Here is a 13,147-nt window from a genome sequence, read left to right on the forward strand (position 1 = left end):
CCGCAAATCAATAGATTTTGCCTGAATTAAAGATGCCCAAGATCTACAGCACGGCGGAACTCATTAAAATCCTCGCTCAAGAGCGCCAAGCCTGCTTGCACGGGCGGCGCCTCAATTTGACTGAAACTCCTGCTACAGGAAACCCCGTGATCGATCGCTTTCTCAAATCTGAGGGCGTTCAAAAGTTCACTGCTTATCAAAATTTTAAGGCAGCCGTGCACGAATACCAGCGGGAACATCAAGTTTCTGGGATTGTCTGGCGGGAAATGACGGTTAAAGGCAATACTCTACGCTACCCGGCAGTGGATGACGAATTAATCGCTCTACCAGTTGATTTGATGACGCTGAAGGCTGCTAAGACTGCGATTTTGGAATTCTGGGAGCGGGTAACTGCGGGCATGGATTTGTATTTGAGTATTAATAGTGGGAAGGATTTTCGAGCGATCGAGCCGATCGACGTAGAAGCTCTAGCCCAGCGTACAGAATGGGCGAGTCTCTCGAAGTGGGAAAAGTTGGATTTTCTCGAAATTTTGTTGCAGTTGGGCTGGGGGAAGCCCGAGGAAGCCTATTACAAGCGGGGATGGCCGACATCCGGCAGCGAGTACATTCACGCCGTAAAACCCGGACAGCGGCCGATTTGTTAATTAGTTATTAGTCATTAGTTATTAGTCATTAGTCAGTAGTTATATTATGTCCGATCGAGCGCGATAATATCCGTTCGTAGTGCGGACTTCAGTCCGTAGCATATTGCGGACTGAAGTCCGCACTACGAACCGTTTTTTGTTATGGTAATCGACCGGACATGATATTAGTAGTCATTAGTCATTAGTTACTGATTATTTGGAGATATTCAAAAATAACAAATAACAAATAACAAATAACAACTATCAAAACAGTCAACTGTCAACTGCCAACTGCCAACTGCCAACTGTCAACTGTCAACTGTCAACTGACAAAGCATCAAGCCAAACCACTGATTTGGGTCTGTCCAAACTTGCACCGGCTTTAAACCGCGCTGCGAAAGATCTGCCTTGACAGTATTGAGATTAAACTTGCGCGAAATTTCGCTGCGGATAGTTTCTCCGGCGGCAAATTCAACCGTTAAATCGAGCGCGCGCAAGTTCACTGTTTGCGCTTTCTTACTTTTCAAGTGCATTTCAATTTGACATTGTTCTTGATTGTAAAAAGCCCAATGCTCGAACTGCGCTAAATCAAAATTTCCCTGATACTTCCGATTTAAATGTCGCAGCATATTCAAGTTAAATGCTGCGGTCACTCCTTGACTGTCATCGTAGGCCGGCTCTAAAATATCCTTAGATTTGTCTAAGTCAATTCCCAGCAAAAAATACTCTCCCGGCTGCAATGCACCGACAACTTGCGAGAAGAATACATCGCATTCTTGATGGTTTAGATTGCCGAGGGTGCTGCCTAGAAAGCAAATCATTCGGGTTGGCAATGGCGACGGGGCAATTTTAGCTAAGGCTAATTCGTAAGTGCTGACAAGTCCGTGAATTTGGAGCGATGGATAATCTGCTAACAGTTGACAAGCGCTGCTTTCTAGGATAGTAGGGCTGATGTCGATCGGCAAATAGTGCAGCGGATATTCCAATTTGCTGTAAGCATCAAGGAGAATCCGGGTTTTCGTGGAACTGCCGCTGCCAAGTTCGACGATTTCGCACGGGCCCGTCAAATGGGCGATCGCCCCTGCACACTCTTGCAAAATTGCCGTCTCAGTGCGCGTTAAGTAGTATTCCGGCAACTGACAAATCAACTCGAAGAGGTTCGAGCCGCGATCGTCGTAGAAATACTTGGGAGGCAGGGTTTTGGGGTTTTGAGTCAACCCGGTAATTGCATCGCTGCCAGCGTTGATTTCTGCGGGTGTCGGTGCCACAGCGCTCACCAGCCGCTCTAAGTACAGCCGGTTTTCTTTGGTTGACGCTGGGTTTGTCTTGTCGGAAAGTCTTGAGGATTTCATAAAGTAAAATTAGGATGCACAAATGGGTATAGCACACAGTCGCGTTACTGAAGATCGCACTCCAGCTAGATTTTTTAAGCCGCTCTCTGTTCTGTATTTTCTCACCCGATGGCGAGTCGCGTCCACAAATTAAAATTCAACAAATATCAACCTAAATTATTAAATCATTAACAAACATTTTTTAATCTACTATTTTTAAGTGGAAAAAGTTTTGGTGTTTGACAAGCAAATATTGTCTAAAATTAACTATTTATGTTTTAAAAAATAAATTTTACCAAAAAGAATTGATTAAAAGCCTCTTCCTTTGAGGGAGAAATTAAAATCAGACTATTCATTACTCCAATCCTCTTCTTTTTAGGTAGAGGTCGCTTTCAAACTGTCAACTGTCAACTGTCAACTGTCAACTGTTGAACGGTTCGTAGTGAGGACTTCAGTCCGCATAAAATTAGAGGACTCGCATTCCTCACTACGAACCTATGCGATCGTAGTTATAGCGCAGCGAAAACCCGCGATAATTTGCCGCACGCCCGGATAGTACCAATTCCGAAAAGTCGATCGCATTGCCTGAGGAAAAGTTGCCCAACTCCCGCCTTTCAAAACCCGGTGTTCTCCATCAAAATAGAGTTCAGAGTATCCCCGATAAGGATAACTTTCAAATCCTGGATAGGCGTCAAAGGTTGAAGCTGTCCACTCCCAGACATTGCCCAACATATCACAACAGCCTGCTGGACTTGCTCCCGTTGGAAAAGCATCAACGGGGGAGGTATTGGCAAGATGATTGCCGTGATTGCACAGGCTGGCATTTGGCCGTGCTTCTCCCCAAGGATAGGTAAGTTTTGTCTCAGTTGTGGGATCCCAACTTGCTGCTTTTTCCCATTCGGCTTCCGATGGTAAACGCTTCCCGACGAAGTTGCAGTAAGCTTCGGCTTCGTACCAACTGACGCCGCAAACTGGATGGTTGTTGAAAGCAGGGTTTTCTGACCAGTAAAGCGGGCGATCGACTAAATGAACTTTTTGCCATTCCCAGCCCTGAGCAGACCACCAATCGCGGTTCTGATAGCCGCCGGATGTCATAAAATCTCGGTATTGACCGCAAGTGACCGGATAGCGATCGATCGCGTATGCTTCTAGATCGCACAGATGGCGCGATCGCTCGTTATCCAAAGTTTCAGCAGCATCGCTTCCCATATAAAATTCCCCGCCGGGAATCTCAATCTCTAAATTGGCGATCGGTAATGGGGCATCGGGAATCGTGAATTGGTAATTGGGAATTGGTAATTGGTAATTGGTAATTAATCCTTGTTTTTCCAGATTTCTTCTATCAATTACATCCCGCACATTGCTCGTTGCCGAACTTCCTTCTTCCTGATGCCTTCTATCCGCTACATCCCGCACATTGCTCGTTGCCGAACTTCCTTCTTCCTTCTCCTGCATTTGCAACACAAAAGCAACAGTTTCGCAGTGCTGACTTTCGTGCTGAATAATAAACCGCCAGAGACGTTCCTGTTGTGCGATCGGCGCTATTTCCAAATAATCTAACACCTTTTTTCTAACCGCATCCAGATATAATTCAACTTCTGGAAAAGTTGGCAAAAAAACCCGTTGTTTTTTCGGCAAAATATCCGCAGCAAACAGTTGGTGATACTCAGGAAAAACTGGCTTGAACCCACCACATTTTTGCAACAGCCACAAATCCTCAGTATAAGCAATGTGACCTAAATGCCAACCAACCGGACTAAAATCTGGATGGGCTTGACGGCAGAAAGTATTGTAATCGATGTCTGCAAATAGTTGAAAAGTGCCGCGGCGACACTGCTGCAAATCCTGATAAATTGCCTCTCTACAAGATTGGATTGATTTCGATCTCACCGTCTACTCCCGTACTGATCGTGCTCTGGACTGGACACTCGTGCCAATTGCCACCAAATAAAGGCTCAGAAGCAATGATGACAGAATTGGGGAAATTTAAATCGTCCCGCAGCCAATACAGGGAAGGAGGGACTTTTGGGAAAGCAAAACGAGATGCAACGAGCTGCTGTCCGTCGCTGATAATAATATTTGCTGAAAATTCAACTTGGTGAGCGTTTGCTAGTTCAGCCAAAGTTTTCAGGCAGTTTTGCAAAGCAGCTTCTAGGCTCAGGTTGCCGGCTGTTAATTCATTGACAAATAAGCCGAAGATGTGCTCTGAATCTGTAGTACCGTTAATTGATTGATAAACGGTATCGTTGAGCCGATCGCGAATTGGTCTGTAAAGACTTTTGCGAAAATTCTGCACAAAGCCGTTGTGTACGAACAACAGGCGATCGTGTTGAAACGGCTGACAGTTGCTCAAATCTATAGCTTGTCCTGAAGTTGCACTGCGAACATAGGCGATCGCACAGCCGGATTCAACATATCGGCTGATACTCGGCAGATTGATGTCGTTCCAAATTGGCTGTACATTTTTATAAGTAAACGGATCGGTATCGAGGTGCGGGTGATACCAACCGATACCAAAACCGTCAGCATTGAGCAAGCCCGAAGTCATTTCGCGGGGCTGGTAACTCTGCACAATTAGCGAATGTTCCGGCTTGTACAGAATAGAATCGAGTAAAATCGGCTCGCCGAGGTAGCCAAGCAAACGGCACATAAAATTTTGTAAACAAACAGATTAGCATTGTAAATCATTTGCCGACAATTTTCCGGCAAGCGTTTTTTGCAGCATGAGCTTGCCCATCTTTAACAGGCTCGATCGCCCTTTTTTTGCAGTCTGCTGCCAGCATCTCCGTACAAACGGTACAGTAAAGATAGAACCCCAGCAGCACAAGGAGACTCTTGAATGTTCCTCGACGAACTCATCCCAGTGGTCAAAGAATTGATCCAACAGCCTATAGCCTTTGCGGGCGGATTTTTTTCTGGCCTGCTTCGACTCAACCTTCACGAAGATCCCGTTAGAAGCTGGATCGATGAGCAAGCCGGTTCAACTTCCTACACTCCTCCCGCAGCCGAAGCCACCAATGCTAAAAGCACCGGGCCTCAGTCGATCTCGATCGACTAAGCAAAAGGACTAACTATTGCAGTCAGTAGAAAGGGTTTGTCGGTGCGGCAAACCCTTTTAGTTCAAAGGCGATCCTTCAACAGTTGACAGTTGACAGTTGACAGTTGACAGTTGACCCCCAGAGAGCGACCTCTCCCGGTCAGTCCGAGTATTGGAGTAATGAATAGTCTGATTTTAATTTCTCCCGAAAAAGCTTGGGGATTTCAACCAATTCTTTCTGGTCAGTTTTAAGCTTGATGGCACTTGAGAGTCAAATGAACAGGTTATTATATATAACACAACAAGTTTAGTTCGATCGACATGACTATCTATATTGGAAATTTGTCCTACCGCGCCACCGAAGAAGACCTGAAATCAGTATTTGCAGAGTACGGCACAGTCAAGCGAGTTGTCTTACCTACCGACAGGGAAACCGGTCGGATGCGCGGCTTTGCATTTGTCGAGATGATGGAAGATGCCCAAGAAGACGCTGCAATTACCGAATTAGACGGTGCAGAGTGGATGGGGCGTCCCTTGCGAGTGAACAAAGCTAAACCGAAAGAAGAGGGCAATCGAGGCGGAGGTATGAACAGGAACAGCGGATATTAGTTCGCGATGCGGCGGTTGACATCCTCTCGGAACTCACCTGATGGGCCAGCGTGCAAGTAGCGCCGAATTGCTAGCATCAGTTGATTTGGGAGATGCGATGTCAAATCCGCTGCATAAAAAAAACATGGACTTTTTCCAGACAGAATTTACGCACCGGAGGCGTAAAACCCGATTTCTTACCAGAAATAATTGGTTGAAAGCCTCTGAGTTTTAGGGATAAATTAAAAAAAGACGATTCATTACTCCAATCCTCGGACTTTCAAGTAGATGTTGCTGTCAACTGTCAACTGTCAACTGTCAACTGTCAACTGTTGAACGGACACCTAGCTGGTCTAAGCAAGATTTATCAGCAGAAACCGGGTTGATTAGCGTCAGTCTTAGAAAGAGTAAATTCGCCCTTTTTCATCAATATAAACTGACCGATCTTGCCTAGTGCGGCCGTCTGATGTGCTGATGCGAACCGTCACAATGTTTTCCTTGGCATCAACGTTATAGTCGTATTTCAAAGTTGTGGTTCCTCCTTTGACATTAATCGGAATATTGGCAATGTCTCCGGTGCGGTTGCTGATGCGAACCAGGATGTTTTTGCTAGCTCCAACTGGCAAGGATGACAAGCCGACACCTGATTGACCGTATTCTAGGTTTAATCCGGTTTCATTTAACAGTCTTAGGGTAATGTTGCGAGTATTGTCAACCTGTGCTTGAGGTTGCCAGAATCCTGGTTTTGTCCCGCCGTCAGTTGCGGGTTGAGATAATGCTGGATGGGGATGCAGACAGCCGAGGGCCGCAAGTATTGCTGCGGTTGCAATAATTTTTGATTTCACTGTTTCTACCTCCAGTTAAAGTGTGGGTAATATTTCTATCATAGCTTGAAAATCGGATGTTTTTAAATGATCGCTGAGGTTTCTTAAGGCGCGATCGCAGAAAAACTCAGTGAGGAAGCGCGATATATTTATGCAAAAACTAGATTTTTGTAATAATGGTTAATTTTTAACGATCGCCCGTGCGGCATCTAGCAACAGGCGCTGTTCGGCGCGGGCGATCGCCCTGTAAGTCTGTTCTGTAGTATCGACATTCACCGAAATAGACGAAATCCCCCACCGCACCAAGGATTCAACTATCTCGGGATACAAAGCTGGAGCATCGCCGCAGATAGAACAAGGAATTCCCGCAGCCCTGGCTTGTCGGATTAATTGCTCGATCGCCCTCATCACTGCTCGATCGCGTCCGTTGAAACCAGATCCTATCTTTTGGGACTTGCGGTGAATTCCTAACAGAAACTGAGTTAAATCGTTGGTGCCGATGGAAATTCCTTGAACTCCTGCTTTTACGTAATCTGGCAATAAAAATAATACCGAAGGAACTTCCGCCATAATCCACATTTGAAACTGGTCTGGTCGATTTTTCAAAATAGTTTCTAAGCGCTGGCGGCAGTAGACAAACTCGTCTACAGAGCGCATGAAAGGCAAAATTAAATTGACATTTGTATGACCTGACTCGCAGACTTTTTGAAGTACGGACAACTCCCAATCAAATAACTCCGGTTCAAAGGTATCGCCGAAACTGCCGTCGGCTCCTGACTCGCGCAAGTCGAGAGATCGATAAAATATTGGTCGCGGTGCTACCGCAGCGGCAAATAAGCTGAGGCAATCTGCCATGCGATCGACAAATTCCGATTGGCGACCATCTTGCAGCCAAATTTTGGGGTTTTGACAGTCCAAAGCTTCCAATGCCATTAATTCGGAGCGCAATAATCCGATGCCGTCGATGGGCAGATTTCTGAGGCGATCGATCGAACTTGTTTGGCTGACATTAACCAGCAGTTGAGTTGCCGTTGGCGCGCCCCAAACTGATTCGAGAGATTCTGCCCGTCGAGGTTTAGATGCGGGATTGGACGATCGCTCTGATGTTGAAGATTGATAATTGGCTATTGACATTTTTGCTGCTGTACTGTAATTATCCGCATTGTTTGGCGTTTCCTGAAGGGGGTTGCTGTCTGCTGTGTCGATCGCCGGATGCGGGGCGAGGGCAAAAACTTCTCCGCTATCGCCATCTACCAACACCACATCGCCCGAGGCGATTGCCCGAGTCGCCCCCACAACTCCCACAACCGCAGGAATTCCCAATTCTCTCGCTAAAATGGCGCCGTGGCCTGTCATGCCTCCTTGTTCGGCAACTATCCCAGCAGCAACTTTCAACCAAGGCAGCCAATTCGGATCGATTGTGCGGGCTACCAAAATGCCTCCGGCTAAGAAGTCGGCGTTTTCTGGGTGGGAATTAGTCATAACTTGGGCAATTGCTTCGGCTTTTCCTGAGGCGGCGCCCAAACCTTTGAGGATAGCAGGAGTTCGGATTTGGGCGATCGCTTTTTCCAGGGAGGGCGCCACTTGTTCCCGTGGCAAAAGACGAAGTTGAGTAAAATAAAACTGCGGTTCGCTACTGTTTGCTGTATGGTTTAGCGTCCACTCCAAGATTACATTACAGTCAAATTCGGCGATTACTTTTTGGCTCAATTCAATGAGTTTTTGCAATTGCGATTCCTCTAAAACGTATTCACTTTGCCCTTTCTCTCCCAGCGTCAAAAGTTCCACGCAACTGCCAGCAAAATCGGGAATTAACAATGTAGAATTGGTGATTTTTCGGCTTTCCCAATTCCCGAGCAGCGGTTTTTTTTTCGGCTTCCCCTCCCCGGTTTTGAGATTGTATGCTAATGTTTTGTAACCGAGCCGCTGGAAGTTAACAGCCCCTGTTTCGGGCTGCACTTGATAGTAATCGGGGATGGTTTCTCCCCGAGCGAGGGACAGTCCCAAACCGCTGGTGGCTTGGATTTCCCAGGCTGCACCGCTGTTAGTTTTTACCTCGCCCGCGGCGATGGTTGGGAAGATTGGCTGCACCAAAACTACGGGATTTATTTGCTGTATCTTCATGCCGCACCGCTGCCAGTAAAATAGACTTCTGGCTCTGAACGCTTCTGCCCAAGCGCGTTTGAGTCCGGCTTCAATGGCTTGTGGTTCGGCACGTACTGCGTGAGATTCCAGGATTCCGGCTGTTTTCGGGTTCCAGGAAGTCAGGGAAGGGCGAAAAATTAAGGCTTGGGAGTTGAGAGCGCCAACAGCAGACTCTAGGGTGGAGAGCAGTGCATCTGGCAGTTTGGCGCTGAGGATTTGGTGGCGGATGCTGCGAGCAATCGATTGCAGTTGTCTGGGTTCATCGACATTCAAGTGTAGCGAAGAGTGGGGCCAGTCAGCCAACAGCGGTTCTAGCCAGTCGATCGACTCTAAAAACTGCGAAAATGTTGTAGCCGGCACGACAAAACCCGGTACAGCGGGGTGATTTTGGGCGAGCAAACAGCTCAAGTAAAATGCTTTTTCTCCCACTGCATCTCGGTCTGAAGGTTGAATTTTGTCTAGCCAGTAGAGGTTTGTCACGCTGGGAGCCTGTCCTTGGAAACTGATTTAATTTTGATAGTTTTTCCAATTAATCACATAGTTACAGGTTTTCTAGACAAATATTACACTTGCCTCGGACAACCATTTTGTAAGGTGTGACCCTTACTGGACGTACTACTACGCCCTGTATTCCCTCGGCAAAAGCGTTGGGAAATGCTTTTTTGACAATGTTAGCGCTGCCATTCACATCCGCATTGATCGGTCTGCCATCACCAGCACGAAACAAACCTCGCTTAATTCGCTTACCTTTGTACTCTGAATGCTTGACACAAGCTTCATTATCTAAAAAAGAACACTTAGAAGTGTAACTTTCTTCAATAACCTTCACAACGATTCCTGCTAACTGCGCTTTATAAGTTAGGATTTGAATAAATCTTGCATGAGGTATTGCTACGAAGTTCTGATTGTTCCGCTTGCCGAGATTTATTCCCTGTTTCCAGTTATCATTTTTACCAATCACCAGTGTCCCGATTCGGTTAGCTGCCAGATGATTGACGATAAATCTACTAGCGTTATGCAGGTAATTATCTACTTTTACATTACGCTTGTGAGTTAATTGTTCAATTTTGATTGATGTTTGTCTCTCTTTTTTCAAGTATGACTGCAACTGTGCCTTTTTTTTGTGATAGTAGGCATTGATTGATTTGAGAGGTTTACCATTTATTATCAGCGGCCCGAACCCTTTTTGATTGGATGTAATAGTCGCTAAGTTATTCAGACCAATATCAATTCCTGCTATCCCTTCAACATCTGATGATAAGCCAGTTACAGCCTTGGATTCATAAACTACCTCCATCGAGTAATGGTAAGTTTTCGGAACAATTCTGACTTGATTTATAACCCGAACTTTAGTAGTTAGAAATATCTGGGTTTTCGAGAAATTGATTATTCCTTTTTTGAGCCATTCTTGACTGATGGCTTGAGCGGTGTAAGTCAGGACATTTCTGCCTAATGTTTTGTGTTTGTATCTGGGTATTTTGGGTCGGGCTTTGAATTTATCTGGATGGAGGTTATATTCCTTGCTAGCTGCAAAAAATGATTTCCAGCTTTCATGTAATCTCAACAATACTTGCTGAGATACTTTGGCTGGTAATGCTAGATAGTCAGTCTTTCCCTGACATATTTTCTGTATTTTATAATAATCTAGGTATTCTCCCGAGGTAATAAATTTTTGTCGAATTAGGTAGTTAGCGTAGTTGAAAAGATTCTTAGAAAGAAAGCACAAATTATCTAGCTGCTTGTATAGCCAGTGGTTTCGATCGATAATGTGCTTGGAAACGAGCTGCATTGTTTTGCCCTCATTTTTGACTATATTATAGTATACATGGCTATTAATGGCTATAAAGTCAATGAAGTTTTACAATACCACAATTTTAGGATGAACCAGCGAAAATGGACGGGATTAGTCCAATCTTTTCTCAATCTATTTCTTAAGTCTAACTGTGCTCTTTGTCAGCGACCGGCCGCCGAGGAGTTTTGCGGGTACTGCCACAAGCAACTTCAGCACTGTCAGTTAGCCGATCCGGGTCGATTTTGGGGATCGGAACAGCGTGTTTTTGTTTGGGGGGAGTACGGCGGGACTCTCAAACGGGCGATCGCAGCTTTAAAATATGAAGGAAATCCACAATTAGCGAAACCTCTTGGCGGCTGGCTGGCAGAATCTTGGCTGAGTTTTCCCGAATTAGCTATTGACAATTTAACAGTTGTACCGATTCCCATGCACAAATCAAAGGTCAAGGAACGGGGTTTCAATCAGGCGGAACTTTTGGCGGAAAGTTTTTGCGAGCTGACTGGTTTGCCTTTGCAGCGGCACGGTTTGGAGCGGGTGAAAAATACTCAGGCTTTATTCGCTCTGACAGCACAGCAGCGGCAAGCGGAAATGAAAGATGCTTTAATTTTGGGGAAAGATTTTCGGCGCCGTCTCCCGCGCGATCGAGTTTTGTTGGTTGATGATATTTACACTAGCGGTACTACTGTCAAGTCGGCAATTAAAACATTGAAAGAGTCGGGAATTGCGGTTTATGGAACTGTGGCACTTGCCAGTCCCCCTCGGCGCGATCGCTAATCTACTTTACTTTCAATTTTAAACAGGTTTGTAGTGGATGCACTTGCAACCTCAGAAACCGGGTTTCTCTGAATATTTGTCGTCACTAAATGCAAAAACTCGTAGAAACCCAGTTTCTCGCCCCCGCTTGCAACCTCAGAAACCGGGTTTCTATGAATATTTCTCGTCACTAAATGCAAAAACTCGTAGAAACCCGGTTTCTCGCCCCCGCTTGCGTAAACAAGTTTTTTTGGGAAAACGAACCGCGAAGACGCGAAGTCCGCGAAGGAAGAGAGAGTTCAGTCTGAAAGCGGAAATTGCTGGCTGATGTTCCAGCGGCTGCCGTCGTGAAGCAGTAAGGTTAACGCAGCAGCGGTAAACTCAAAGTGGAGTTCGCGCGCTGCGAATTCCAGCCAAGCCGTTTGAAAATTCTCCTCAGTTAAATCGCGAAATGCTACAGTCATGTGCGGTACAAATGCGCGAGTCTGAGAAATGCGATCGACAATTCCTAAATTTGCCGCGACATAACTCATCAAATCTGTTTGAATCTCCAGCAATTGGGGCGATTTGACAACATCCGCATAAATGACGCGGGGTGCGAAAGCGGCAAAACCGGATAGCGTAACGGGAATTGGGAGCCGATTTGCAGTAAAGGCCCTGAGACTTTCCTCTAATTGCGCCACATCCGCCGCAGGCCATTCAAAGGGAGGTTGCAGTGTGATGTGGGGTGGCGAATTTAAGGCACCACGGCTGTTGTAGCGATCGGCAAAATACAGTTTAATCTCGGTAATCTGCTCTTGAATATCGTCCGGCGCCAGTAAAGCTATAAAAAATCTTTGTTTTGACAGGTGCATGGGATAGCATCGGATTAAGGAAGGAATGGCCGAGTACGGGCGATCGAGTATTTCCTCAATGCCCCGCACCAAAACACCCATTCCCAATCTACAATCCAAAATCCAAAATCTATAATCTAAAATTTAATATGCCTTGGTTTGTCAAAATTGAGAAAGGAATTGTCGAAAAGCCTGTGTTTGACCAGTACGTGCCAGCTCACAGAGCTTATGTCCGAGATTTGATTTCTAAAGGACACCGAGCGAAAACTGGCTACTGGGCGAGGCGGGGCGGCGGTATGTTGATGTTTGAGGCGGCTTCGATGGATGAGGCAAAGGCGATCGTCGCTGAAGACCCTCTGGTGAAGAACGGTTGCGTTATTTATGAAATTTATCACTGGTGTGTGGTTGAAGAATAAATAACTGTGCTATACTCATAAATGAACTGGCCCCACGCGATTCCAACGCCCAAATCTTGTCAGGACCGGAAGGTAGCAGCAACACGGGATGCTTGTAATAGGCGTGGTCTCCGGTTCACCCAGTTTTATGAGGTGTAGTTCCTATGCCTGGTTTCGGAGATATTTTACAAAAAGCAGTTTACCTTGGTGTCGGGCTAGCTTCCTACGCTGGTGAAAAAGCTGGCAGCAAGTTAACTGAATTACGCACTGAAGCCCAAAAGCTGGCAGATGAATTGGTGAAGCGCGGTGAGATGTCAACAGAAGAAGCTCGTCGCTTTGTTGATGATATGGTGCAACAAGCTCAGCAGCAGCAACCACCTGTAGAAGCTGCTGGGGACAAAAAAACCGCTGAACCTCGGCGGATTGAAATTGTTTCTGAGGAAGAAGAAGTTTCTACAAAAGAAACTAAAGAAACCGGCGGCGTAGACAAGCTCCGCGAACAGGTACAGAATTTACAAGACGAATTGCGGCGGCTCAAGCGCGATTAAGCGAAAAAAGCTCGCGCAGCAAAGCATGAAGGGAACTCAGGATAATAATCTTGAGTTCCCTTTTTGAATATCTTCTCTGTCAGATGTGGGTGGATATACCGCAATAGGTAATAGAATTGAGATTAGGTGCGATCGCTTCGCTGGAGGCAGGCTGCTTTCGTATAGTAAACGATTTCTTGTAAATTCCTTGAAGATAGCGGTAGACATTGATACTATGTAATCAACAAAAAACCACCGTGTATGATGAATTCCAATACATTGGATACGGACTCAACTTC

General features: G+C 45.9%; 15 protein-coding genes and 1 other RNA gene. 8 read left to right on the forward strand and 8 right to left on the reverse strand.

Annotated features, from left to right (window positions below; genetic code table 11):
- The first annotated feature begins 32 nt into the window (after nucleotides 1–32).
- A complete protein-coding gene (locus QZ938_RS19030; RefSeq protein WP_293352748.1) occupies nucleotides 33–644 on the forward strand; it encodes a hypothetical protein in 612 nt (203 codons plus the stop codon).
- A gap of 287 nt (nucleotides 645–931) precedes the next feature.
- On the opposite strand, the gene egtD is transcribed toward QZ938_RS19030, so the two are convergent.
- The 4 genes from egtD to QZ938_RS19050 form a co-directional block, all read right to left on the reverse strand.
- Nucleotides 932–1,975, reverse strand: a complete 1,044-nt coding sequence (egtD, locus tag QZ938_RS19035) for an L-histidine N(alpha)-methyltransferase (protein ID WP_293150163.1) — start codon at nucleotides 1,973–1,975, stop codon at nucleotides 932–934.
- 474 nt (nucleotides 1,976–2,449) lie between these two features.
- On the reverse strand, nucleotides 2,450–3,844 hold the full coding sequence (locus QZ938_RS19040) for an SUMF1/EgtB/PvdO family nonheme iron enzyme (protein WP_293352746.1): 1,395 nt from the start codon (nucleotides 3,842–3,844) through the stop codon (nucleotides 2,450–2,452).
- Complete coding sequence (egtC, locus tag QZ938_RS19045; RefSeq protein ID WP_293337954.1) at nucleotides 3,816–4,604, reverse strand: ergothioneine biosynthesis protein EgtC; 789 nt, start codon at nucleotides 4,602–4,604, stop codon at nucleotides 3,816–3,818. Before egtC ends, QZ938_RS19040 begins: the two co-directional genes overlap by 29 nt.
- Before the next feature lie 34 nt (nucleotides 4,605–4,638).
- A complete protein-coding gene (locus QZ938_RS19050) occupies nucleotides 4,639–4,779 on the reverse strand; it encodes a hypothetical protein (protein ID WP_293150157.1) in 141 nt (46 codons plus the stop codon).
- A gap of 14 nt (nucleotides 4,780–4,793) precedes the next feature.
- On the opposite strand from QZ938_RS19050, the gene QZ938_RS19055 reads away from it, so the two are divergent.
- From QZ938_RS19055 to QZ938_RS19065, 3 genes are all read left to right on the forward strand, one after another.
- Complete coding sequence (locus tag QZ938_RS19055) at nucleotides 4,794–5,012, forward strand: hypothetical protein (RefSeq protein ID WP_293150155.1); 219 nt, start codon at nucleotides 4,794–4,796, stop codon at nucleotides 5,010–5,012.
- A gap of 300 nt (nucleotides 5,013–5,312) precedes the next feature.
- Nucleotides 5,313–5,600 (forward strand): RNA-binding protein, encoded by a 288-nt coding sequence (locus QZ938_RS19060; protein WP_293150152.1) that lies wholly within the window; start codon nucleotides 5,313–5,315, stop codon nucleotides 5,598–5,600.
- A gap of 40 nt (nucleotides 5,601–5,640) precedes the next feature.
- Nucleotides 5,641–5,814 (forward strand): hypothetical protein, encoded by a 174-nt coding sequence (locus tag QZ938_RS19065; protein ID WP_293352744.1) that lies wholly within the window; start codon nucleotides 5,641–5,643, stop codon nucleotides 5,812–5,814.
- A gap of 163 nt (nucleotides 5,815–5,977) precedes the next feature.
- Here QZ938_RS19065 and QZ938_RS19070 read toward each other — a convergent pair whose 3' ends face one another.
- The 3 genes from QZ938_RS19070 to QZ938_RS19080 all read right to left on the reverse strand — a co-directional run bounded on the left by QZ938_RS19070 (nucleotide 5,978) and on the right by QZ938_RS19080 (nucleotide 10,337).
- On the reverse strand, nucleotides 5,978–6,424 hold the full coding sequence (locus tag QZ938_RS19070) for a hypothetical protein (RefSeq protein ID WP_293337952.1): 447 nt from the start codon (nucleotides 6,422–6,424) through the stop codon (nucleotides 5,978–5,980).
- 159 nt (nucleotides 6,425–6,583) lie between these two features.
- Nucleotides 6,584–9,028, reverse strand: coding sequence for a putative PEP-binding protein (locus QZ938_RS19075; protein WP_293352742.1), 2,445 nt, complete (start codon nucleotides 9,026–9,028; stop codon nucleotides 6,584–6,586).
- Between the two features lie 61 nt (nucleotides 9,029–9,089).
- Nucleotides 9,090–10,337, reverse strand: coding sequence for a transposase (locus QZ938_RS19080; RefSeq protein WP_293352740.1), 1,248 nt, complete (start codon nucleotides 10,335–10,337; stop codon nucleotides 9,090–9,092).
- Between the two features lie 90 nt (nucleotides 10,338–10,427).
- Here QZ938_RS19080 and QZ938_RS19085 point away from each other — a divergent pair, with 90 nt between their 5' ends.
- The gene (locus QZ938_RS19085) at nucleotides 10,428–11,114 is read left to right on the forward strand and encodes a ComF family protein (protein WP_293150142.1); all 687 of its coding nucleotides are present in this window, start codon (nucleotides 10,428–10,430) and stop codon (nucleotides 11,112–11,114) included.
- 278 nt (nucleotides 11,115–11,392) lie between these two features.
- Here the strand turns inward: QZ938_RS19085 and QZ938_RS19090 are convergent, their stop codons facing one another.
- The gene (locus QZ938_RS19090; RefSeq protein ID WP_293352810.1) at nucleotides 11,393–11,947 is read right to left on the reverse strand and encodes a 2'-5' RNA ligase family protein; all 555 of its coding nucleotides are present in this window, start codon (nucleotides 11,945–11,947) and stop codon (nucleotides 11,393–11,395) included.
- 128 nt (nucleotides 11,948–12,075) lie between these two features.
- Here QZ938_RS19090 and QZ938_RS19095 point away from each other — a divergent pair, with 128 nt between their 5' ends.
- The 3 genes from QZ938_RS19095 (at nucleotide 12,076) to QZ938_RS19105 (ending at nucleotide 12,869) form a co-directional block, all read left to right on the forward strand.
- The gene (locus QZ938_RS19095; RefSeq protein WP_293150140.1) at nucleotides 12,076–12,342 is read left to right on the forward strand and encodes a YciI family protein; all 267 of its coding nucleotides are present in this window, start codon (nucleotides 12,076–12,078) and stop codon (nucleotides 12,340–12,342) included.
- Nucleotides 12,343–12,365: 23 nt separating this feature from the next.
- Nucleotides 12,366–12,462, forward strand: an RNA gene (gene ffs, locus QZ938_RS19100) — signal recognition particle sRNA small type.
- Between the two features lie 23 nt (nucleotides 12,463–12,485).
- The gene (locus QZ938_RS19105) at nucleotides 12,486–12,869 is read left to right on the forward strand and encodes a hypothetical protein (RefSeq protein ID WP_293150138.1); all 384 of its coding nucleotides are present in this window, start codon (nucleotides 12,486–12,488) and stop codon (nucleotides 12,867–12,869) included.
- Nucleotides 12,870–13,147 lie beyond the last annotated feature (278 nt).

The sequence above is a fragment of the Microcoleus sp. CAWBG27 genome, assembly GCF_020883145.1.
GTDB lineage: Bacteria > Cyanobacteriota > Cyanobacteriia > Cyanobacteriales > Microcoleaceae > Microcoleus.

Coding starts and splice junctions, on each gene's coding strand:
- QZ938_RS19055 (WP_293150155.1), top strand. CDS start 4,794: ATGTTCCTCGACGAACTCATCCCAGTGGTCAAAGAATTGATCCAACAG.
- QZ938_RS19030 (WP_293352748.1), top strand. CDS start 33: ATGCCCAAGATCTACAGCACGGCGGAACTCATTAAAATCCTCGCTCAA.
- QZ938_RS19085 (WP_293150142.1), top strand. CDS start 10,428: ATGAACCAGCGAAAATGGACGGGATTAGTCCAATCTTTTCTCAATCTA.
- QZ938_RS19080 (WP_293352740.1), bottom strand. CDS start 10,337: ATGCAGCTCGTTTCCAAGCACATTATCGATCGAAACCACTGGCTATAC.
- QZ938_RS19095 (WP_293150140.1), top strand. CDS start 12,076: ATGCCTTGGTTTGTCAAAATTGAGAAAGGAATTGTCGAAAAGCCTGTG.
- QZ938_RS19090 (WP_293352810.1), bottom strand. CDS start 11,947: ATGCACCTGTCAAAACAAAGATTTTTTATAGCTTTACTGGCGCCGGAC.
- QZ938_RS19065 (WP_293352744.1), top strand. CDS start 5,641: ATGGGCCAGCGTGCAAGTAGCGCCGAATTGCTAGCATCAGTTGATTTG.
- egtD (WP_293150163.1), bottom strand. CDS start 1,975: ATGAAATCCTCAAGACTTTCCGACAAGACAAACCCAGCGTCAACCAAA.
- QZ938_RS19105 (WP_293150138.1), top strand. CDS start 12,486: ATGCCTGGTTTCGGAGATATTTTACAAAAAGCAGTTTACCTTGGTGTC.
- egtC (WP_293337954.1), bottom strand. CDS start 4,604: ATGTGCCGTTTGCTTGGCTACCTCGGCGAGCCGATTTTACTCGATTCT.
- QZ938_RS19060 (WP_293150152.1), top strand. CDS start 5,313: ATGACTATCTATATTGGAAATTTGTCCTACCGCGCCACCGAAGAAGAC.